Raw genomic sequence first — 23177 nt, 5'->3', positions numbered from 1 at the left:
CTCCGTCGATCCTAATATTAATTACCACTGGTCATTTTATTGAAACCGAGATCAAGAATTAAATGACCAGTGGTAATTATAGTCTTGCGAAAAAAGAACTTTTTCTGGATATAGTTTTTATGCCAGGAAAGAAAAAAGCTTCGCGGACTCGGCATCTCGGAGTGGGAAGGCCGTTAAAAAAAAACGGCGTCACAGTGAGAGAGGACTTAATACTAGCCGGAGCGGAGCTATTGAAGACGACTACTCTGGAGGAGATATCACTTCGGAAGGTAGCGGCTTACGCCGGAGTGAGTCATGTCGCTTCCTATCATCATTTTGAAAATAAGAATGCTCTGCTCGCGGCCATTGCTGAAAAAGGTTTCCAGAAATATTTTTCTTCTTACCGAAAAGAACTTAAAAAAACCGACAACGATTTTATTGGAAGGATGCGTGCGCTCGGTTGGACTTATATCCAGTTTATTCTGAAGAATCAGCAATTTGCAAGAATCATGTTCGGTGGAGCGGATCTTCATCCTTCTCTCTCTGCGGTTTCGAGAAGAACCTATCGGCAGTTACACGAGATCGTTCGGTTGGGACAACGATTGGGAGCGATTCGATCCGGACAGACGAGGGAGAAAACGTTGGCCGCCTGGTCGATGATTCACGGGATTGCTATGCTCTTTTTGGAAGGAAGGATTAAACCGAAGAAAACCGACAAGGAGATGAAAGAATTTATTCAATCCGTCACCGAATACACATATATCGGAATGACGGTTCCTCCTCCGCCAAACGCTCTCTGATTTTTTCTTTGAAGAACGTCTTTGATCGACGTCGTTCCGATAAAAAAACAAAAGTTTGAACTTTACGACGACTCGTTTTGATTCTTCTTTGTTAATCCGGCCCGAACGGAATGAACTCCATATTTTTGGCGATGTCTAAGCTCTTCTTAAAATCTTGATAAATCGCAAAATTCTTTCTTTTTTAACACTTTCCACTTTAATTTATCATTCTTTCCAAGTTGAAATTAGATAAAAAATTATTTACAAACATCCGATTTCCCGGAAACTCTCCAGGCCTCTGAGAATTCTTGTCTTTCTATAAGTCGAAATTGTTCGACTTTTCATTGAAATAAAGACAAGGATGGCGGTGGAGCAAGTTGTAATTCAGAAAGGAGAAAGTTCAATGGCGTTTGAAAGCCCGGACGGAATGTCCTCAACAGAAAGTGTAGGTTTCCTCTCACAGATGGGAAATTCTTTTAAGAGTATTCTCACAGGAGTCGTGTTGTTACCGGTTTCGTTTATCATCATCTACAACGTAGAAACCTGTGAGCAAGCAAGTGCGGCTCTCAAGAACGCGGCCCCCGTCGGTTCTGCAAAGGAAGGACAACCTTCTTACATTACTGGAACCTTAAAGGCAAGTCCTCTCAGCGGGAATTTTGTAAAGAGCGGATCTTACATTTCCTATTCCGTAAGTTCCGAAGTTTATGCTTGGGACGAAGAAGTGAAAACTGAAGGATCCGGAAGTAATAAAAAAGAAGTCCGCAATTGTGTTCTTGAATGGACTTCTTCTCCTGAAAATCCGTCAGGCTTTAAACTTTCAGGATGTCGTTCTAAGGCATTTCATAGAAAATCCGTTAAAGACGAATCCGAATCCGCAAGCGGAGGAAGTGTTCTCGCCGACGGTAAATCGTATTCTGTCAATCTATCGGACGTAGACTTTACCTCTCAGGTTTCTTCCAGAGACGCAAATGAAAATGAAATCAATACAAACGGTTTTGTATTGGGAGAAGGTTATCTTTTTAGTTCCAAGTCTTGCGCAGAAGAAGAGAAAGAAGGTTGTGAAAGAGTTAAGGTTTCCGTGACGCCGATTCCGGACGGGGAGATGACTTTTATCGGAGATATCAAAGGCAACAAGGTCGGAAAATTCGTTTCCGAAGAAGGAAATAAATTTTTGAATGCAAGTGTCGGAGGCTTTGCGGAAACGATGAAAGACATTCAATCGGACGATAACACGATGAAATGGGTGGGGCGTTTTATCGGATTTTTTGCGATGTTCAGCAGTTTTACTCTGATGGCCGGTCCTCTGACCTCTCTTCTTAGTTTTATTCCGTTTGTAGGAGATTTGGGAGGAGGTTTGATCAAGGTGGTTCTCGGAGTGATTGCATTCGTTCTGACCGCGATCACGATTCTTCTCGTGAAATTCTGGTATGTCTGGCTGATTCTCCTTTTGGGAGCGATCGGATACGCGATCTACAAGAAAAAGTTCGCTCCGGCGGCTTCCTAACCAGACCTCAAAAATCGAATTCGATCGAAGAATCGGACCGGCCTCTCTTCCAAAGAGGGCCGGTCTTTTTTTAGGCGTTTCCTAATTCGTCTAAATAAAACGTATGTTATATTTAGACGAATTAGATTATCAAATATTGTAGCGTTTGATATAAAATTTGAACGCTTGATATAAAAAAACATTGCATCTATTTATAAAATAATTACAATATAGCATATATATAAAACCCCGTAACGATCGTTACAAGGGAGTTGCCTCCAGGGAAACCGAAGAAGAGGATTTAGGGATGAATTTGAAAAACGAGATAAACCGAAAATCGAGCCGTGCTGTGCCACATTCTAAGTTAGGAATTCTATTTTATAGAATTCTAATTCTTTCTGCTCTTCTCTTTGTCTTTTTTCCGGGATGTAAGCCTCGATCCACTCAATACGACCCAGCCATCTTCTTTGATAATATTGATTCCTATGATGGAATTTCTCTTTTTACAATTCTGAATGGGTTCCCGGTTCTCAAAAGTTTTTTTGTAAGTCTGGAACCTGTCGATTTCAACAAGGCATTAGGTGACAATCTTGCGAAAGCGACGAGAGAAGATAATTTGGGAACTCTTCGTGCGACTCAGTCGGCTCTTCTTGTCAGCAGGCCGAGTATTCAGGCTTTGGGTTCCGATGCCGCTTCTTTGATCGAAAAGTTGGAAACCACAAATCCGGGTTCTTACGAAGCGGTTCAGCCCCTTTTTGAAAAGATTCGCTATTATCCGAAACCGGTGGTTCGAAATTTGATTCCGATTTCGGCTAACGCGATTCGTCAGGAATATCTTTCCAAAACGAAAGACCAAGTCACACAATCGATCCACGATTTTTCAAGGGATCTGAAAAGTCAGAGCACCCGTGATCTCCTTTTGGAGATCGAAGACGTGGCTTATAAGGGTTTGATCGCGAACGCGAACGCGAGAGCCGGCGTGGAAAGTCTTCTCAACGGTTTTTTTGATCCGGTCTTAGTCGCCGATCGTTCCCTCAAAGACGGTTTTATTTCCATCATCTACGACTTAGGCGAGATGATGTTTAAGAGAGCAGGTTTTTCGGATTTTAAAACTCCAAACACCGCGATGAAAGAGTTGGTCTTCAATTTGGATAAATATTTTACGGCCGGCGGAGCTCAATACAACGCCGATTATAGCGACCCTGTTCATCCGGCTGAATTTAAAGCCTTTCTTATGGAAGGTTTTCAAAACGTTAGAACCCTTTTGGATACAGGCGCGATCACCGCGACTCCCGTCAATCTTCTGCAAAAAACCGCCGAGAACCTAAGCCTTCTGGATTTTTCGGCACGTCCCTCGAATGTGGACGGTTCTCTCAAAGAGCTCATTCGTATCGATGTGGACGGAAAGGATCGTGCGTACGACGGAACGAGCCGCTCCATGTCCGCGTTAGAAACCCTTTTTGTGGTTCTTACCATCGCCAACAACTACGGTTTTACCTGGGATACGGCCGACACTTCGAATGATTGGATCAGCGGTTCCACGGGAGGTGAATTGACTGTGGGCGACGCAATCCATTCCCTCAAGTCGGTGATCGGTTCCACAAGTCCATTCAATTTTAAGAATATTACAAATCTGAGTAAGACCAGTGATAAAGTTTATAAAGACGGAGTAGTTCACAGATTCGATATGAACAGCAGGGTTCTCTCCCTGCTCGAAGACAACGCAAGGGGAGTGACTGCTCCGATCACCGATCCGACCGCGGCAAATTTCGATCGTGTCTATAACAAAACCCTTCCTTGGGCCTTGAATTGGATCAAACGAGTCACCTACGGCGGTTACGGTCCTTATTACAACAAGAATCGAAGAGACGGGGCCGGGAATTTTCTTTCTCCGGACGGTTCGATTACTCGCAATTCCGATCTTTCAGAAACCCTCTTTCAACCCACCTGGCAGACTCATAGTTATGAAATTCAATTGAATCTTCCGGCTCCGAATAACACGAAATATGTGGGGTTGAGGGGAAATCGTCAAAACGGTCCGAACGTCCCGAACACGTTTTATACGATCACCGAAATTCCGAAATCGGACGCTCAACGTGCTGTGGATAGCGACGAGGAAGCGTTTTACAAAAATCTTCAGTGGTTATTGTATGAGAAACGTTTCGTTGCAGTCCTTCCCGTACGCGCAAAGTTAGCCGCCACCGTCGCCTTTGAGGAGGCGCTTTTTATCACGGCGATCGGAAACGGTCTTGTCGGTATGCTCAATCTCAAGCCGAACTGCCTGCCGAGCGCTTGTGCTACCGACAACGGTCGTTGGACGATCGACAACGCCAATTACGTAAAAACTTACAGCGCTGCGGGTTCCGATCTTACCTATCTTTCCAATACGCCTGGGGATTCGGTTATGCTTCTCGAAGGTTGGGGGTTTGGAGCGGACGGACAACAGGCGTTTCAAGTAACGTTCGTCTATCCCGCTCTTTGGTCCTTGATTGTTCCCAATCCGGATTTGATCTACGGAATGTTGCCTCCGGTGATTTCGCTCAACGTGCCCGTTTTGGAAAGATTGGGTTTTACTACGGTAGGGAAGGTGATTCCGGATCAGGTGAATTCAAATTGGGCGCAGAGGAACACTCTGACCCCTCTCGTTGTCGCATTAACAAAATCTTTAGACGATCAAGTCTCCGGTCAACAAACCGCAGGGTTTAAGAATCCCTACACGATTCTTACCAACCTCGCCGAGATATTTTCCCGACCTCTTGTCTTTTTCGGACCAGATACTACCGCGACTTCTCCCACCAATCCGACTCCTCCCAGTTTTACTCAAGTTCGCACCGTGGGAATGGCCGACGGTTTTAGAAATCCTATCGCTTCCACGATGGAATACTTTCCTCTTACGAATTCAGGCGCGCAAGAATACAGAACTATCATCAGCGTGTTGTCCGAGAACACACGACGTTTTCAGGACGGAGCGTTGAACCTCGTCGGCAAAACTCAACTCCTTACCGGGCTTGTTAAATTCTTAAGTCAATTGGGTCAACCCGCGAACGTAAACGTGAAAGTTAAAATTTTTAACGGACTCAAGCTCGTCATGGGAGAGATCAAATTGAATGCGGAGACTCCGACTGCGGTCCAGTTCAATCTCGAAACTAAGTTCACGGAATGGAGGGATAAGGTTGCAAACTATCCCACTTTAAACGGAACTAATATTTTCGACCCTCTTTGGGTCGGCGTCGACGACGTCGTAAATCTTTTCAAAGACTATCTCTCCAGAAGTTCAGGCTGGTCGATCGTCGCGAGTCTAGATTTCTTATTGGATCTTCTTTTGGATATTTCTCCGAGCGGCGCCGAAATCACGCAGCTCTTAAACCTGGCTTCTTCTCTTTTTTACAATCCCGATAACACAAGATCATATACGATCACAAACATTCTTACACAAAGTCTTCCTCCGGTCTTGGAGGCGATGGCTCCGTACGGAAGACCGCTCTACGGAACCGGATACTATCTCGCGGCCAACGGCGGCTTTTTTTCTTATTTGGAGAATCGGATGTTTATGAATACCACCTTTACTTCAAAGGATCTCTTCGCGGATCTTAAAAATTTTCTTAGGTCGGATATCATTCAGAACAAACAGGAAACAAATCGTTCATTTCTGTTTTCGACCGGTACTCTGATCCAACAGATGGCGGATATCTATCAAGCGGGAAGAAAGTTTAGTCCCGTGGGTTTTTATATGTATGACAATTGGAACAACGATCAGCCCACTTCGACGCTTTGGGACGATATGAACTTTATGTTTTCGGTGCAGTGAAAAGAGAAAGAGGATTGGTGTAATAAAAAGATGAACAAAAAGAAAAATTCATTCTCAGCGGTAATTTTGGCGATTCTGTTTTTTTCAGGAACCGGATGCTCCTCGGATAAAAGCGCCGGTTCTCCCCTCAACAGCGTACTTTCACTTTTCGGCCTTTCCACGGATACGTCTGTTTCGGCTAACGTGGTTGCTCCGTATACCGAAACGGACGCGCCCACAAGTCTGCCTGCAAATTTCGGGGCCGCGGCTCCGGAAGCGATTCTTTTTATCTCGTCGACGACGGACGTTGATCGTTATAAAAGTATCGAGATCAGATTCTCACAACCCATGAATAAAGCTTCCGTTCAGGCGGATCTTGTCCTTGCACCGGCGGTCGGAATTCTTCCAGGCCCCGGAAAGGGAGGGACTTTTTACTGGGCTTCCAGTTCTCGTCTCGTATTCGATCCATATCGAGAATTTAAGACCAACGAAGAATACACTTTGTCCTTAACCGCCAACTCAAAGACGATCGACGGAAAAGATCTTACTAGTTACGCTCAGACGTTTATTACTGAGCCGGATTACTTGATGACGAATAAGATCAATACGGTAAACACGTTAGGCGGCACCAACGATATCACGTTCAACAAGGCTACTACTCCGATATTAACTTTGACTTCCACTTTTACAAATCCTCTGATCGGAACAAACTCGATCCAGTCGATCAAACTCAAACACATGGGAGATGCTAACTCGAGCGGTATCGATATCTGCGGTGCGCCTCCTTGTCCGATGAACACAACTTTGACGACGAACCTAACGGCATCCGCGATTCCGCCCTTTATCGGAGGAAACGTATATTATTACGAGATCACGGTCGCCTCGGGGAAGGTTTTCAAACGATTCGCCACATTCAATTATGGGAATGTAAATACGACGCCGAACAATATGATCGTTAACGGAGGTTCCATCATTTTGGATCAAGCTCAGGCGATGCCGTTTTTATCCAAGGTTTTGGAACGATTTACCGCCGGAAATTTTAAGGTAAACGGAAATACGTTTAATCAGTTTGCCGATTCTCCAAAAACGAACGTTAGGCGATCTTCCTATTGTATCGATTACAGCGGGATTGGAGGTTTTACGATGCCTCAGTATATTCGAAACTACGGAGATTCTTCTTCGGGTTTTGGCGACGGTTACTGCGGCGGTTCGGGTGAGAATCCGGGTGGATTTACGGAGGAAGGTTGTGCGACTCTGATCTTCACGAGTTGTACCGACTTCGACATCGACGTTTATATCACCGGGATCACGATCCATACGGGAGTTGCCGGATTCCCCTCTCTGAAAAACATCGGGGTCAATATGGTCGCGAACAACACGGGAGAATTGGGTTTTCAATTTAAAGGAAAAACTCTCGCGGTGGATATGGTGATGATCGCAAGAAGTCGAGGTTCCTTGTTTCTCGTCATCGGTTCCGGAAACAGATTCGTATTCTCCACGACGGCTTATCTAAACTACAACGATTCTCCGCCTGCCGATAGAAACACTACCGGTAAAGCGAGTTTGACGATCGATTCCAACGGAGATACGGCGCTGAATATTTTTACCCCGATCACGAATCTTTCCAATTTCAATACCACAGATTGGTCCAACAATCTTACGGTCAAGGATAGGGACGGAAGGGTAAACCAAGTCAAACTCGAGGCAACGACGAGCGGGCTTGCAGGTTGGCTCGCAGGAACCACGGAAGGCGCCGCGAACGGAATGGTGCCAACGTTGACTCCATTGATCACTAGGTCGATGTTGCGTAACTTCATCGAAGACGTAGCTCCTTCCGTTTTGAACTCGATCATCGGTTCGTTAAAAGCCCCCGGCGTTGATATCGCACTTCCTTCCTATCTACCGGCTCCGCTTGCGAATTTTCCGCTGAACGTCAAGATCCAGTTGGGTACGGATTCTCAGGTAAGAGTGACCGGTTCCAATCGTGGAATTGTGGGATCGATCGATCTTGGAATTTCGGCTAAGAATCCGATCGGTTCACCGAGAACACATCAGTTGATGAACGGTTTTGTTGTCACAAAACCTACCGGTGCGATGAGCAATCTTTATCAGTTTTCTCAGAGTGCGGCTAACCCCGGTTTGTTGCTGTCCCTCACGGTGGATACCATAACTCAGGCCGCGTATCATCTCTGGAAAAACAGAGCTTTGGATTTGAACATCGATAAACTATTTATCGATACGATCAAACAATACGCGGGAACCGATCCTTTGTTTCAGTTGACCGAATCCTTGATCAAGGTGGCACCGATCGTAAACATTCTCGCTCCGGGAAGAGACAATCTGATCGGAATCGATCCTGCTACGAGTGTTCTTGTTCCAGCGATCAACGGAACCGATGATATTGTAATCTCCGTCAGTCCGATCCATGCGCCGAACGGAATCTTAAAACCCGTAATAGGAACCGCTAAACCGAAGTTGGAAGTGAATTTTACGGACATTCAACTTTCGATTCGTGGGAAAAGGCCCGATAACTCTACTTATTTGATCAGTACTGCGAGGGCGAGTTTAAAAGGTCTAGCGGATTTTGACTTCGTTACTTTTTCCAATCCAACCAATAACCCTGCATACGCAAATTTGAATGCGTTGAAGATCGTCATTTCGAACGGTCCTACTCTTTCTTACACGTTAGACATCTTGGAAGGTTCATCGGGGGCGGGGGCTCCGAATCCGTTCGGTTTGGATCCTAAGGGAATTTTGGCGGTGATCGATCCTCTTGTTCCGACTCTGATAGTTCCGCTCGTGAACAACGTATTGAAGGAGATTCCTCTTCCGCCTTCCATTTCTCTTCCGGCCTTGACACATCCGACGAACGGAACTGAATGCGGAATTATCGCGAAGACGACTCATTCGAACCTTCATACTCTTCCGATCTCGGATACCGAGGCTTATCCTTATGTATTCGGCGGTCTTAAGTTCAATCCCGGGGGGCCTGCAATCGCCGATCCGGGAGCCCTGATCACCTGTCCCTAAGATTCAAAATCGAAAAGAATTTCGAAAGGCCGCCTCTAACGCGGCCTTTTTTGTTTATTCCCGATGATAAAAGAACCTGGAATAATCGGAGGTCGGAATAACGAATTTCGTTTTAACGGATCTGAAAACAATGGACGTTTGAATAATGGAAACAAACTAAAAAGGGAAACCGATAAGAAAATCAAAATGAGATTGTTGACAAAGATTCGATACCTGTAGAGAAAAAGCCGGAATTTGAACGGTCTCAAGTCTGAATTAAAATTCTACACCAAAAAAATCGGAATGTTAAGATAGGGAATCTGCTAACCGTTTGCGAGGCGGAAATCGATCTGAGGAATGGATTGAGAAATATCAATGGATTTGAAAAGGATTCAAACCGGAAATGTCTTCCTTTTCCTTTTAAAAAAGCTATGATTCGATTTAAGCGAATTCGATTTTCTGAATGGTCCGATCCGAATTAAGACGTAGCAAAACCACGTCTGAGAGGTGTTCTCATGAGAATCATCGTTTTAGGCGCCGGTATATCCGGTCACACGGCCGCCACACTGCTCAAAAGATATCTCGGAAAAAAACACGAGATAGTCGTCATATCCCCGAACTCACAGTGGAACTGGATTCCTTCCAATATTTGGGTCGGAGTAGGAGCCATGAAGCCGGAAGAGGTCACGTTTCCTCTCAAACCGGTCTATGAAAAAATGAAAATTCGTTTTCTTCAGGCTAAAGGGATCAGCATCCATCCGGAGGGAGATTCGGATCACACTCAACCTTTCGTAACCTATGAATTTACCTCGGGTGACAACGTAGGAAAAAGAGAAACGATTCATTATGATTTTTGCATAAACGCGACGGGTCCGAAGCTCAATTTCGGAGCGACACCCGGACTTGGTCCCGATGAAGGATTTACACATTCGGTCTGTACCTATGGTCACGCGGAAGAAGCGGCGCGTTCCTTCAAAGACGCGATCCGACGAATGAAAGCCGGTGAAACTTTGAACTTTGTAATCGGCACGGGACACGGAACCTGTACCTGTCAGGGCGCCGCCTTTGAATATCTGTTCAATATCGATTACGAATTGAGAAAGGAAGGAGTTCGAGACAAGGCAAAACTTCTCTGGTTGTCCAACGAATACGAGTTAGGCGATTTCGGAATGGGAGGAATGCATTTGGAAAGGGGAGGTTATATCACGAGCGGTAAGATTTTTGCGGAGTCGTTATTCGCTGAAAGAGAAGTTCAATGGAAAACAAAAGCTCACGTGACGAAAATCGAAAAGGATAGGGTTCACTTTATCACTTTAGACGGGGAAAAAAGTTTTGTTAAAACCGACTTTACGATGTTGATTCCTCCTTTCGCCGGTGTCGGTTTAAAATCATTCTCAAAATCCGGAGAAGACATTACCGAAAAAATGTTCGCCGCGAACGGAATGATGAAGGTGGACGCAAACTACAATCCCAAAGGTTTTGAAGAATGGGATCCGGACGATTGGCCGAAAACCTATCAAAGCCCTTTTTATCCGAACGTGTTCGCTATCGGAATCGCATTCGCACCGCCTCATCCAATCTCGAAAATCATGAAGACAAAGGAAGGTATTCAGATTTCTCCCACACCTCCAAGAACCGGAATGCCTTCCGCGACAATGGGGAAGGCCGTTGCAAAAAGTATCGCGGATAGGATTCGATACGGCAAAACAAAACCGACACATACCGCATCTATGGCTGAGATGGGCGCGGCTTGTGTAGCTTCCGCTGGGAAAGGATTTTTTGATGGAGGCGCCGCTTCGATGACGATTTACCCGATTGTTCCCGATTACAAAAAATATCCCAAGTTGGGTAGGTCTTTGAGATACACGACGGGCGAGATCGGATTAGCCGGACATTGGATCAAGATGTTGCTTCATTCTATGTTTCTCTATAAGGCAAAGGGAAATATCGGTTGGTGGATGATTCCGGAATAAAAATGGGAGAAAGAAAAATGGATACACAAGAGGAAACGGAACTCATTCTCGAAGATAACGAGAAGTTAAGAAACGCATACACGCAAGGCGATTTTACGTCGGTTCCAAACCGAATCACAAAGTATTTTAGAACCTCCCTGTTGTGGCAGATCTGGAGATTTATCGGGATTAATTTTAGAATGACCCTGATGATATTAAAATCGCATCACTAAACGTTTATCATATCTCAATATGACTATTTCGAAAGGACAAGATCGTTCAGGGATTTGGTTTGCTTTCTTAAGAACGTTAGCCGCTCTTGAATGATTTTTTTATAATAAAAGCGAGCAAATAAACAGCTAAGAAAACGAGACTTGGAACCAAAAGAGATTCAAGGAGCAATTGTGTTACAAGACTTCTTTCATCCTTCCAATCTTTGAGTCGCTGAAGAAAAGTTCTTTTTGGGGATCGATCGTATTCCGCTTTATCGATGATCCCTACGTCCTCGGTAAATATGAAAATATTTCTTTCTAATTTTTGGGCAAATTCTTCTAAAAAATTCTCCAGAGAAATTGAGTTTAATAGAATCGGGGCATCGTCGTGCACGTATTGGAAAATTTTTCCGCTTCGATTATCCACGACCAAATAATCGCCCGATAAGTCTTCTGCGAAGGGAAACCAGTTCGAATTCCAAGTGCCCTCCGTCCAGCTTTCCTCCTTTGCAAGAGTGTCCATCTCGTGTTTGGTTTCCAGGCAGAGTTTGGCCGGCATAAAATAAAAAATTTCAAATAATGGAATTCCTTCGTATTGACCGTCTGCGAGAGAATATAATTCCCGGAGCGATTGTGGCAGGGTTGTAAGATTTTCGACGGAGCCTGGTTTTAAAAAAGGATTCGGATCCGGAACATGGACTTCCAACCAGAGTTTGAGTCTTTCGATAAGAGATTTCATACTGACCGGTGTTTATGGACTCCTCTCGGTTGTGGTATTATGATCCGAATTTTTCGAATTCTATAGAGTTGAACAAACTAAAGACGGACTGAATTGGAAATATGGGAAAGAGTATGGTTGCCAAAGATAATTTTACATTCGAAATCGGATTCATTGAATATTAGAATATTATAGAATTTAAAAATACTCTTTAAAAGCTGACCACATAAAAAAAGCCCGGGTTTTACCCGGGCCGAAACAAGTGTTGTGGTTCTGGTCTTATAAGAATATAAGAAATTACTGTTTTCCGTAAGTTTCGTCCCTTTGAACGTCGTTGGGCGGAACCCAACCTTCCGGAGTATGGCAGGAAAGACAGTTTTTAAGAGAAGCGTTCTTTTTCAATCTGGCTTCAAATCCGGAAAGCGCTTTTAACTTCTTAATGACTCCCTCATATTCCACTTTTTTCATCTCGGTATCTTTCGCGGATACCATAGTTCCTTTGCCCTTTTCCTGAAGGATTTCCTTTCCATCCGAATCGGAAACGGCTACGGTTCCTTCACACGTACAGAAAGAGGAATCCTTTGTTTTCGGATCAAAGAGAACCGAAAAAGAAGTTCCTCTTACTCCCGCAGTGGAAGTTGCGGTCGCTACGTCGAACTTTCTTCCTTTCAATCCGACCACTTTAAACCAAGCGAACCCTTGGTTTACTTCAATTCTTCCGTCTTTAGCTTCTCCGTGAAGACTCGCGAGTTTGATCTTGCTGTTCTGTTGAATTTTGAACTCGGAGCCCTTATACATGACTGTCAGTCTCGAACCGTTTCCGGTGGAAATTAAGTCGCCTTCGTCAACGAAGTCGTTGGATTTTAGAGGTTCCCATGCGGTCTTACCGGCCTTTTGAACATGAGCTTTTCCTAATAGAAAGCCAACCTTCGCATCTCCTGTTTTAGTTTCCTGACTGAGGAGCACGATAGACCCTCCGGTCATCGCGAGGGATATCAGTATCGATACGATTTTTATCTTTTGATTCATAACAATCTCCTAATTTAAAACTCAATGGTGGCTCTTAAAAGAATCCACCTGTCTAAAGCCGAGTAGGCAAGTACTCCGAAGTTTCCGATTCCGTTAAACTGCCCCAAATAATCCTTTTGTGTTCTGGTGTTCCCGGCTTGATCCACATAGAGATTTTGGCCGAGCCCGTTTGTATCGAAGTTCTTGTTTTCAGAATAACCCAATGCGAGTTTAAACTGATGCGAGACCATCCATTCCAAAAAGACGCTGACACGACGAAACGAACTCTTGCTGGAATATCCGCTTGCGTTTGTTTCCGTTAACGAATTTTGGATCTGTGTTGATAACGATCCGTTTGCGGTAGGAACTCCAAATCCAGGGATAAATTCTTTCTGAACGGTTTCCGTGGTTCCCATCGTTCCGTTGTTCCCCGTTCCCCTTTCGTATCTTCCTAAAAGGGTGAAATCTCCGAAACCGATCGAAAGCCAAGCATAAGCGCTTTTTCCAAAACTATCCTTTCCATACACGAGAGGAGCCGAGTAGAATTGCATACGATCCCTGATCTCACCTCCGTTTTGTCTTTTGAAAAAAGCGCCCAATCCTAAATTCCATTTAAGCGCACCGGTCCAAACAAAATTGACTTCCGAGCCTACGGTATCCGATTGAAGCGCACGTTTGTTTTTTACGAGCACGGTGCTTATGTTGAGATCGTTCGGGAGGCAGCCCGTTTTGCCTTCGTAACATTCGTACGCAGCGGATCCGGCCGCGTTTTCCTTTCTATAAAAAAGATGAAAGCCGGCGTTCATTTTATCGTCTAACTTCGGTTCGACGGAAAGTCTCGCGGAAACGTCCATTCCGGCGGAATTGACGTTTTGAGCCTCTTTGTAACCTTCTCCGTTGCTCAACATAAGCTGAGAACTTACGATCGACCATTTACCCGTGGCGCTGAGTCCGATATCGGCCGGTTGCGGCGCAAATCCTAGGGATTCGAGTGGTCCACGGTCGATATATCTCCACCGCCAGTAGTTGCTCCATTGAGTATAGGTATGAGGAAGTTCCTGCATACCGAAGTTAAGAGTGTAACTTCCGATGGAGGTTTCCCAAGTTTTTTTGACGCTCGCACGGCGAACGCTGACAATATAAGGATTTTGTTTTGTTCCACCGTCGGTTCGTGTATCCGATGTTAGCTGGGAATTGCGGATCAATTCTCCCCAGAGTTCGGTTTGTATTCCGGTTTCCTGGAATGTCTTCGAAATCATCAAGAGTGTCCAGGGGGTGGAGAAGCCGGATTTATCGTTCTGACTCATATAAGGATTCGCGGGCGCGTTTTGTCCCGTCGTAGCCAAAGCGGTCGGTTCGTTCTGTATTTTATAACCGTAAGAAGGCGAGATCACCGCCCTTACGTCCAAGCCGTAATAAGCGTCCGGTTCGTCTTTTTTTGTTGTAACCACTTGATCAGCGTTCATACTCTTCTGGACCAGAAATACGGATAAAAACAGAATGAGGTAGATTTGAGTTCTTTTCATGATTCCCCTGAACCGTTACTAAGAAAAAAAAACTTTTTTCCGTCAATTTTTTCTGTGTTTTCATCCTAGTTTCTTTCTTCTTAAAAAAAACAAACGAAGGCAATTCTTTTCCTGATAATATGGCCGTATCGGACATGAACTCCCTGTTTTGGGGAATTAAGAGATCAAATCCGGAATGACGAGAAATAAATTGTGCGCTTAAATGTTCTTCTAAGCAGGTGAAAATGATTAACTCCGGTCGTCGCATTCGTTGGTTTAAACTGTTCTTTTGGTTCTCCATCAATACAGTGATCGGAACGATGAATTCCCTCTTAATCGCGCATAACTCCAATTCTCCATTTTGGAAAGTTTTTCTTGCGACTCAGATTACTACTCATTTCGTTTGCGGGATCGTGGAGATGACTGTGGAATCTTTGAATTCTTCCGGACATAAACACGGATTCTTAAAATCCGGAATCATTCTCCTTTTGGCTTCCTGTTTCGCCGCGATCATTGGAGTCGCAGCGGGTGGAATTCTTCATGCGATCGCTCTTTCGGATGAAAGTCCGGGAAGGGAACACAGCGGCTCTTACAACATTCTTCTTAGCTCTTTGATTCTTGCGCTTTTTATTTCCGTTTTGGAAAAGTCGATGCAGATTCTGATCGAAAAAAAGAAAGAATCCGAAAGCGCTCTTAAGGATCTTCACTACGCGGCTTTACAATCCAGAATGGATCCTCACTATCTATTCAATACTTTGAATACGATTCATGCGTTATTGGAAATTGATCCGGTGAGAGCGGATCGTGCGATTCTTCTTTTATCGGACTCGTATCGTTTTTTGACGGAAAGGCATTCCGCGAGATTGGTTTCTTTTAAGGAAGAATGGGAGTTTACGAAAAATTATCTCGAACTTCAAAAGATTCGATTTGCGGATTTTATGGAACTCAAGATGGAGAGCGACGGAGATTTTTCTGGAATTTCGATTCCTCCTCTTTCGATTCAACCGCTTGTGGAGAATAGTTTTAAACATTCTGAAAGTTCTGCGAACATTCAGAGAAAAATTTACGTTAAAGCGGTGACTAGAGATGGCAGAATCAGAATTTCCGTGGAGGACAACGGAACCATCTCTACATCCAAAAGAGAATATTCGAGTCCCGGCGGAGGCGGATTTGGAATGAGCGCGATAAGAAGCACACTGAGAAACATACAAGCAAGGCTTGACTATAATTTTAGGGACGCTATATTAAAATTGGAAGAAGGAAAATCCGGAGGAACTAAGGTTCTCTTAGAATACTCGATATGATCGAACAAAGTTTTAGCGTATTGATCGTGGAAGACGAGATTCCCGCCAGGGAACTCTTAAGAAAATATTTGGAAGAATGGCCTTCTTTCAAGATCGAGGCCGTCGTCGGGAACGGACGTCAAGCCCTGGAGATTCTCGATAGGAAAAGTTTCGACCTTATCTTCTTGGACGTAAATCTTCCGGAAAAGTCGGGGATTCAAGTTTTAGAAGAAAGAGGGAAGGTGGCTCCCGCGCTTGTGTTTACGACAGCATATCGAGACCACGCGTTACATGCCTTTGAAGCCGGCGCCTTGGATTATCTTTTGAAACCTTATTCAAGAGAAAGATTTCGGGAGACGATGACAAGAGCTGAAGAATTTTTATCGTTCCGAAAAAAAGGAAACAAAGTGGAATCCTTTTTGTTTTTTCGAGAGTCCGGCGTTTTGCACAGGCTTTCTCTTTCCAAACTCCTCTATCTTACCGCGAACGGCAAGAAGTGCATCCTGCACAGTTTGGAAAAGGATCACGAAACTTCCAAACTTTTAGGGGATATGGAAGCTGAACTTCCTTCCGATCGTTTTTTAAGAATCCATAAAAAATACATTCTAAATTTGGAATATATTTCCGGTATGAAGTCGAACGCCGGCGGCGGCTACGAGGTTTTTTTGAACGACGAGGACGAAACTGTTCTCCCCGTAGGTCGGGAATATGTTTCCAATCTCAGAGAAAGATTTCGGGAAAACGGAGTTTGAACGCGGGTCTTGAGAAAAACTTGCGATCTCTAATTGCAAGCGCCTTTTTGTAAAAACGATTTGTCGGAACAAATGTTCTGGTAGGAAAATCGGAAGTCCGGATCGGATTCGAGGTTCTTTTTTGGATACGATTTTTGTCGGAAAGTATAAATTCTAAGATAAAATGGGACCATTTTGGAATTCCTCTTTTTATTTTAGGATTTATTCCAGACACGAATAACGCCAACCTCACTGAAAAAATCTTCGTGAACTCGCGATCAAAACGAGGGAGTTCCCACAGATTACGTCCCTTGTTCGGTTTATAAACGTTCTTAAGGACGGCTTGTAGATTTATTCTGATTGGGGAGATACCACATCGGAATAAATCAAGTGGCCTCGTTTCCATTCGCGCGACGGGTTTTTGGGAAAACGTTTACTCGTTTTTTTCGAAATGTTTCTGTTTTAAAAAATGGAACCGAGTCGATGCGGTCTTTAAGATCGAGTCAGAATATTCTTCTTCACAAATCCGATTTCGTTTTTGGAATCGGACTGGATTCTTCTATAGATTCTTATCCTTTGAACCAGTGTTTTTTTCGAAACCAATAGATCATTCCCGGCGGAATGAGGCTGGCTCCGAGGATTGTGCAGATGAGGAAAAGAGTGCTGTCATAAGGAATGGCTGTGAAGTTCATCCCGAAAAAACCGGTGAGAAATGTGAGGGGCATAAAGATGAGGCTGATCAGTGTGAGTCTTTTCACTACGTCGTTCGTTCTTTGGGAGATGACTGAAAAATACGCGTCCATCGTGTTTCCCAAAAGATCTCGATCCATATCGATGGTTTCATACAAACGGCTCAGATGATCGTAAACGTCTCGAAAGTAGATTTGAATTTTCGGACTTAAGAATTGATTGTCCCTCCGGATGAGACTGTTTACGATTTCTCTCTGGGGAGAAAGAACTCTTCGAATCCGAGTAAGGTTTCTTTTGAGATAAAGAATTCCGGCGATCGTTTGTTGACTGTCTTGATTGACGAGAATTTGAGTTTCCGTTTTTACGATCTCTTCGCTCATCTTATCCAAGATCGGAAAATTGGAATCCACCGTTTGATCGAATAGTAGATAGAGAATCTGATCGGTTCCTCTAGAAAGCGGATTTCCCTGTGACATACAACGTGCTCTGAGTTGTTCGATCAAAGGTTCCTCTTTTTGATGAACGGTGACTACGAATTTCTCATTAAAAAAAATATGAATCTCATTGTTTCTAAGGATTTTTTTCTCAGAGTCGTAATGAAAGCGATGGAGGACGATAAAAATATAGGATCCATACTCGTCGAGTTTCGGCCTTTGATTCTTATTGATACAATCTTCGATCGCAAGAGGGTGAAAGTTACATTCTCTAGCGAGAAAGTCGAGGTCGGGCCCTTCGGCGGAATCGAGGTCGATCCAAACAAGACCTTTGGAACAAAGCCAATCCAATTCCGAAAGTCCAGGCGGTTTTTCTCCGGCTTCGAGAAGAGCTTCACAAGGACCGGCGACGGATTTTTCTAAATTTCCTTCCGGAAAAAACTCTGTAAATAAGATCCGTTTCACTCGGACTGAGGCTAAGGGAGAAAGTTTCTCTGGCAAGGAAATATTCCTTGGATCGACTCTGCGTCGTCTTTCGACTTCCCACTCGAATACGCATAAAATCCGGGCCGTTGGAGAATTCGGCTCGGGGGAATGTGAATTCTCGTGCAATTCTTTTTTGGAGAGCAATCGATTGTTCCGACAAACAATCGGCCGCAAAAAATTCTTGAAATCGGCGTGAGATATTCGTTCGGAGCGAAATCTACGGACCTTCGTTTTTGAAATTTGTTTTTTCGAAAATGAAAAAGAGTTTCTGATTCGTTCGAAATCTTTGCACTCGAGACGCGAGAGGGCGGGCACTTCTTCAAAAGACTTATATCGAGCGGATTTTTCTGCGGACAGAGAATTGACTTCCGTCGATTCGTTTTTTTTGAGGAATTCGGGATTGAGAAAGAATGCTCTGAGCTCTCAGGCGCGGGTTGTCGGAGTTCCGACAATTTTGCGGAGAAAAAAAAGTTTGTGGAATTTCCTCTTTTGCGCCAAGGCCGAAAGTTTGACGTTTTTTCCAAAAGTCTCCTTTCTCCGTTCCGTTGGAAAATTCTCACATATACAAGTTGGAAAACTGTTTCGAATTTACAAGATTCCAATCGTTTTTTTGGAGTTTCGACATTGGAAATTTTTACTCGGGAAACATAGAATTTTATCATAGAGAAAAGTTGTCCTGAGTTCTTCGACCGCCACCCGCCCCGCGACCCAACAATCCGTGTTACCTTACCCACAAGTTGAGAGGAACTAAAACAAGAATCGTCTGTACAAGGAATGTTTTTTTAAGAGTTCCTGCACGGGGATTTGTGCTTGCAAAATTAGGATTTTGTGATACAGGAAAGTCCGTCGTGATTTTTCCGCCGCCCGAAAATACGCATAACCTTACCCAAATGTTGAGAGGAGGAGAACAAGGAGAATCGTCTCGAGACCAGGGTTTTGTCGGAATTCCGACATGAGAATTTGTGCTTGCGAAAAGTTTGATTTTGTGATAGAGGAAAGTTTCTGGAATTTTTCCGCCGCCCGCCCCTCCACCCGAAAATACGGGCGGGGCGCGCGACTTTCACGAAAGAATTGTCGGAGTTCCGACAGTTCTTTCGTGGGATCTATCAGACAATCTTTGCGTAAGAATTATCCCTCGGTCGTGGAGAACGACTTTGCGCAGAATATCGGAACTAAGACAAATTTCTTTTTCTTCCATAGAGTTTTGAGTAAGAAAGAGAATTTGGTCTTCTACTTCCTAAGAAACAAGATTCCTCTGAAGAAGGGTTTTATCGAGGCTTTTTCTCAACTTCGTCTTAGAAACTAAGACAAAACTCTAACCCAACGGTCTTTGGTAAGGTTCGCTCCCCTTTGACTCTCTCGCTTATAGTGTTCGCAGCGTCTCGCCTCTAAGGACAGTTCGAGAGATCGTTCGTTAGGTATTCTTCAGAGTATAGACGAGATAGTTTTTAAAGTCGTCGAGGGTGAATTCTTTTTTGTTTGTGAGATAGTTGATCATATAACCGATCGTAGTCGACGCGAGATTTTTGATTTCGAATTCGCTATAATTCGGTTTGATCACGCGGATAGTTTTTTTGGAAGTTTCAAAAAAGATCATATTAACGAGATGGATATTTCTTCGTTTTAATCTGTGAATCTTCGGTTGCAGCATCAGATTCCAATAGAGACGGAGATAGTCTTCGTTTTCTTTTACGAGGGTAATGAGACTTTCCGAAACAAGAGCGATCACGTCCTCTCTCGAGGAATTGGCGACGAGTTCGTCCGGGATATAACGTTTTAGAATTTTATCATGTGATTCGATGATTCCTTCCAAGATCGCTTCTTTGGAATCGAAGTAGCGATACGCAAGTCCTAAAGACATTCCCGCTTTGGTCGCGACCTGTCTCATCGTGGTTCCGTGATATCCCTGTTCCGAAAAAAGTTTCAGGGATGTTTTTAAAATGAGATCCCGGGTATCCTTCGCCATTCTTATCGAATCGAGTAGAGGACCTTTCTTGCTCCGATTCTTTCCCGATTTGTCTCCATTCGATTCTTATAAGAAAAAGCCTTTTCGGGTTTTAGGACGGAGAAAAGGTCGTAGAGTTCGATTTCGAAGAACAACATCGCTTCCGCGACTTCTTCCGGATTTTTTTTCATCGCTTCCGCGACGTTTACGACGACATGTCTGGAATTGATGAGGTCCGGTCCGATGACTTCGGAGATTTTTCTAAAATTCGATTTTGTGATCGTCCCTCCGACGGAAGTCCTCTTTCCTCTTTCTCTCGAAAGATAGACGATATTTTTTGTGACTCTCATCACTTCTTCGTCGTCCGGAATCAGATCCATGGACGCAGAAAGATCCGAGCGAGCCGCTGTGACTTGGTCCAGGTCTTGAAATGCACGGGAGTCCGCGATTTCGATCAAATTCTTATAACCCGTTATGGTTTCCAAGTTAATCGACTTCGATATTTTTCCGTAGTTCACGGGTGTGAGCATACTTTTGAGAGTTTGTATAAAATTTTTGAGTGCGTAAGATGATTCGATCATAGGGGCGCAGATCCCTTCGATCTCTTCCTTGACGAGCATTCGGATATCCGTCCTCGCCTCGGGCCCGCCGATCTTCACGGTTACCGGAATGATGTCCTTGGCCGCTAAATGAAGAATTCGGATTTCATCCGCGTCCATATCCTCGGTTTCTGTCCCACCTTTTAAGCCGCAAATCGGGTACTGATCCGTGAGCGAAACGAGGGTTCTTCTGAGTTCGATGAGTTTACGGTCTATCTGCTCTTTCACATAGAAAGTATCGGTGATTTTTGAAAAACCGATAGAATTTTTAAGGCTGGATTGACAACTGAAGTGAGTTTCTTTTTGCTTTCCCTATGAACCTGGAACCCGAGGTAAAATCAAAAGATTCCTCTCTTGGAGAAGAATCTCCTCTTAGCTCTACTTTATCCTTTATTCTCATCGTGATCTTGGTATTTGCTTTCAAATCCTCGGTTTTAGACGCGAATAATATCCCGTCAGGATCGATGATTCCTACCTTAAAAATCGGGGATTTTCTTTTTGTAAACAAGATGAGATATTCGATCCGAATGCCTTTCACGGAGGCAGAGCTATTTCGAATCGATAACCCGAAACGAGGAGATATCGTAACGTTTGCTCCTCCACAGAGGGCTCTCAATTTGGGAGATACCCGCGACGGATTTTTCGCAAAACGTTATGTGAAACGAGTCATAGGTTTGCCGGGAGACACGATTCGGATCAGCTCCAAATTTCTTTCGACAAAAAAAGGAAACGTGAACTATTCCGTCATCGAATACAAGGAAAAAGGTTCGGATTCGTTTCAAGGTTACGATCCTGTGGAAGTCGAAGAAGGGGAATTGCTGGGAGATCTGGACAATCTCTACGCTCCTTCCCGATCCTTATTCTTAGAAAAAAAACCGGGTTTTGAACATTTCGTTTTGGAAGGGTACGAAGAGGATCGAAAGCGCCTCGACGGTTATGAATGTAATTTTTCGATCGGTTGTGAAATCCCGGAAAATCAATATATGGTCGTCGGAGACAATCGGGACGATTCTCACGACTCTCGCGCCTGGGGTTTTGTAAAAAGGGAAGACATTCTCGGGAAAGCGCTCGTCATTTATTTTTCCATCAACTGGAAGGACAATGTCTGCGAATACAAGAGCGGAAAGGAACTCGCCGAAAAAGGTCCGGAATTTGCCGAACGTTATCAAGGCGAGGAACTCGTTAAGAATTGTCATCCGACCGAAATCGGTCTCGTAAGAGAAGAGAGCAAAGCCGGTTGGATCGAAAGGACGCTTCGTTTTCGGATCTGGAGAATGGAAATTCGCTGGAATCGAATCGGAAAGATTCTACGATAAAACAATGACCGAGAAGAATTTCGAACCTTCCGACAAAGATAAGGATCCTTCCGGATTTCAGAAAGAATCCAAAACACCGGAGAAAGAAGTCTCTCCTTGGGAATTTGCGGGCTTGGGAATGGAATTCGGTTTGATCGTTCTCGGTTCCGTGTATCTTGGAAACTTCCTGGATGGAAAGTTTCATTCTTCTCCCTTCGGTCTTTTGGCGGCTTGTCTTCTCGGATTCTCCTACGGAATCTATTATATTATCTATCGAACCACCCTTAAAAAGTAGGATCTCCTTCGGAAGATCCTCTTATATCAGAAAATTCTTCTTTTCTAAAGTATTTTTTTATAATTCTACTTCGGACGGAACACCAGCCAGAGGTTCCAAGGAAGAATACCGCCTTCCAAAAGAGAAAAAGTAGATTCTTCCGCGCAAAAAAAGAGGAAATTTCCGAAGGAGGTTTGTCATAGGAATACGGCCGAGCTATGTATAGAAACCCATTTCAAACTTCGATCCTTCTTCTTTGTATTCTCTTAGAATGGAATTGTCTTTCTCTTTTGAAGAGAGACCGAGAAGGACGTTGGGTCGAAGTGATGGATGGAATCGAGTCCGTAAATCCGGAAAGCGCCAATCAATGGAAAAAAAAATCGCGCCTTTTTTTGGAATCTTTAGCTGAGGATTCTGCGGAGCTCCGAGAGAAACTTAGGAATTTTATTCTTTCTGAAAGTGCGAGAAGATTTAACGAATCTCTTTCCAAAAAAAAATATGAACGCGCTTTTTGGATCGCAAGCATCTTTAGCGAAACGATTCCCTTTCTCGGAATCGGGGAAGCGAAGGTGGAAGGAATCAAATCGAAACACGTTTCTTCCGCGAGAGAATACTTTGCGGCGGATCTCATCGCCTATACCGGACAAACGAGGGATTTTCGATTTTCTTCTCTGATTCAGCAGATGATTCCGAATCCGATCAGCGACCCAAGGCTTGCCTTCAATCTGGCTTGTCTTCACGCTCTCAACGGAAACAAAGAAGAGATGCTTCAATATATGAAGATCGCTCTCTTTCTTGGAAAGGACTCCGTAGAATTTGAAAAGGATTCCGATTTCAACGCCTTTCGCTCCGATTCCGATTTTATAAGAATGCTCTGGGACGGGCCTGCCCTCGATCCATCTTTGATCCCACCTCCTGAAAATTCCAAATAAAGAATCCTTTTTTGCTCTTCTTTTTACGGTTTGGTCATTCCGGATCGAGATAGGAATCTTTTTTTGGAACCTCAAA

General features: G+C 44.1%; 17 protein-coding genes. 11 read left to right on the top strand and 6 right to left on the bottom strand.

The window, feature by feature from the left end; translation table 11 throughout:
- Nucleotides 1-119: 119 nt before the first annotated feature.
- From JWG45_RS04865 to JWG45_RS04840, 6 genes are all read left to right on the top strand, one after another.
- Nucleotides 120-779: a TetR/AcrR family transcriptional regulator gene (locus JWG45_RS04865; protein ID WP_205278674.1), complete on the top strand. Its 660-nt coding sequence runs from the start codon at nucleotides 120-122 to the stop codon at nucleotides 777-779.
- Between the two features lie 382 nt (nucleotides 780-1161).
- A complete protein-coding gene (locus JWG45_RS04860; RefSeq protein WP_205278656.1) occupies nucleotides 1162-2262 on the top strand; it encodes a TMEM43 family protein in 1101 nt (366 codons plus the stop codon).
- A 286-nt stretch (nucleotides 2263-2548) separates the two neighbouring features.
- On the top strand, nucleotides 2549-6049 hold the full coding sequence (locus JWG45_RS04855; RefSeq protein ID WP_205278655.1) for a hypothetical protein: 3501 nt from the start codon (nucleotides 2549-2551) through the stop codon (nucleotides 6047-6049).
- A gap of 30 nt (nucleotides 6050-6079) precedes the next feature.
- On the top strand, nucleotides 6080-9058 hold the full coding sequence (locus JWG45_RS04850) for an Ig-like domain-containing protein (protein ID WP_205278654.1): 2979 nt from the start codon (nucleotides 6080-6082) through the stop codon (nucleotides 9056-9058).
- A gap of 494 nt (nucleotides 9059-9552) precedes the next feature.
- A complete protein-coding gene (locus tag JWG45_RS04845) occupies nucleotides 9553-11010 on the top strand; it encodes an NAD(P)/FAD-dependent oxidoreductase (protein ID WP_205278653.1) in 1458 nt (485 codons plus the stop codon).
- 2 nt (nucleotides 11011-11012) lie between these two features.
- Nucleotides 11013-11222: a hypothetical protein gene (locus JWG45_RS04840; RefSeq protein ID WP_232380529.1), complete on the top strand. Its 210-nt coding sequence runs from the start codon at nucleotides 11013-11015 to the stop codon at nucleotides 11220-11222.
- Nucleotides 11223-11298: 76 nt separating this feature from the next.
- Here the strand turns inward: JWG45_RS04840 and JWG45_RS04835 are convergent, their stop codons facing one another.
- From JWG45_RS04835 to JWG45_RS04825, 3 genes are all read right to left on the bottom strand, one after another.
- Nucleotides 11299-11940, bottom strand: a complete 642-nt coding sequence (locus tag JWG45_RS04835; protein ID WP_205278652.1) for an SMI1/KNR4 family protein — start codon at nucleotides 11938-11940, stop codon at nucleotides 11299-11301.
- 276 nt (nucleotides 11941-12216) lie between these two features.
- On the bottom strand, nucleotides 12217-12948 hold the full coding sequence (locus JWG45_RS04830; protein WP_205278651.1) for a FecR family protein: 732 nt from the start codon (nucleotides 12946-12948) through the stop codon (nucleotides 12217-12219).
- A gap of 14 nt (nucleotides 12949-12962) precedes the next feature.
- The gene (locus tag JWG45_RS04825; protein ID WP_205278650.1) at nucleotides 12963-14453 is read right to left on the bottom strand and encodes a hypothetical protein; all 1491 of its coding nucleotides are present in this window, start codon (nucleotides 14451-14453) and stop codon (nucleotides 12963-12965) included.
- Nucleotides 14454-14752: 299 nt separating this feature from the next.
- On the opposite strand from JWG45_RS04825, the gene JWG45_RS04820 reads away from it, so the two are divergent.
- Together JWG45_RS04820 and JWG45_RS04815 are read left to right on the top strand one after the other, a co-directional pair.
- Nucleotides 14753-15736, top strand: coding sequence for a sensor histidine kinase (locus JWG45_RS04820; protein WP_232380528.1), 984 nt, complete (start codon nucleotides 14753-14755; stop codon nucleotides 15734-15736).
- Nucleotides 15733-16467, top strand: coding sequence for a LytR/AlgR family response regulator transcription factor (locus JWG45_RS04815; RefSeq protein WP_205278648.1), 735 nt, complete (start codon nucleotides 15733-15735; stop codon nucleotides 16465-16467). Before JWG45_RS04820 ends, JWG45_RS04815 begins: the two co-directional genes overlap by 4 nt.
- 548 nt (nucleotides 16468-17015) lie before the next feature.
- On the opposite strand, the gene corA is transcribed toward JWG45_RS04815, so the two are convergent.
- From corA to JWG45_RS04800, 3 genes are all read right to left on the bottom strand, one after another.
- Entirely contained in the window at nucleotides 17016-18035 is a 1020-nt protein-coding gene (gene corA, locus JWG45_RS04810) for a magnesium/cobalt transporter CorA (protein WP_205278672.1), read from the bottom strand.
- A gap of 1435 nt (nucleotides 18036-19470) precedes the next feature.
- Nucleotides 19471-20022: a TetR/AcrR family transcriptional regulator gene (locus JWG45_RS04805; RefSeq protein WP_205278647.1), complete on the bottom strand. Its 552-nt coding sequence runs from the start codon at nucleotides 20020-20022 to the stop codon at nucleotides 19471-19473.
- 2 nt (nucleotides 20023-20024) lie between these two features.
- Entirely contained in the window at nucleotides 20025-20828 is an 804-nt protein-coding gene (locus tag JWG45_RS04800) for an aldolase (protein WP_205278646.1), read from the bottom strand.
- 86 nt (nucleotides 20829-20914) lie between these two features.
- Between JWG45_RS04800 and lepB the strand changes: the two genes are divergently transcribed.
- From lepB to JWG45_RS04785, 3 genes are all read left to right on the top strand, one after another.
- A complete protein-coding gene (lepB, locus tag JWG45_RS04795; protein WP_205278645.1) occupies nucleotides 20915-21916 on the top strand; it encodes a signal peptidase I in 1002 nt (333 codons plus the stop codon).
- Nucleotides 21917-21920: 4 nt separating this feature from the next.
- Entirely contained in the window at nucleotides 21921-22190 is a 270-nt protein-coding gene (locus JWG45_RS04790; protein ID WP_205278644.1) for an AtpZ/AtpI family protein, read from the top strand.
- A 197-nt stretch (nucleotides 22191-22387) separates the two neighbouring features.
- Complete coding sequence (locus tag JWG45_RS04785) at nucleotides 22388-23101, top strand: TPR end-of-group domain-containing protein (RefSeq protein ID WP_232380526.1); 714 nt, start codon at nucleotides 22388-22390, stop codon at nucleotides 23099-23101.
- Nucleotides 23102-23177 lie beyond the last annotated feature (76 nt).

It is taken from the genome of Leptospira ainlahdjerensis (genome assembly GCF_016919175.1).
GTDB classification, from domain to species: Bacteria; Spirochaetota; Leptospiria; order Leptospirales; family Leptospiraceae; genus Leptospira; species Leptospira ainlahdjerensis.
Note: the sequence above shows the minus strand (reverse complement) of the source record. Positions and strands in the feature narration are given on the sequence as shown.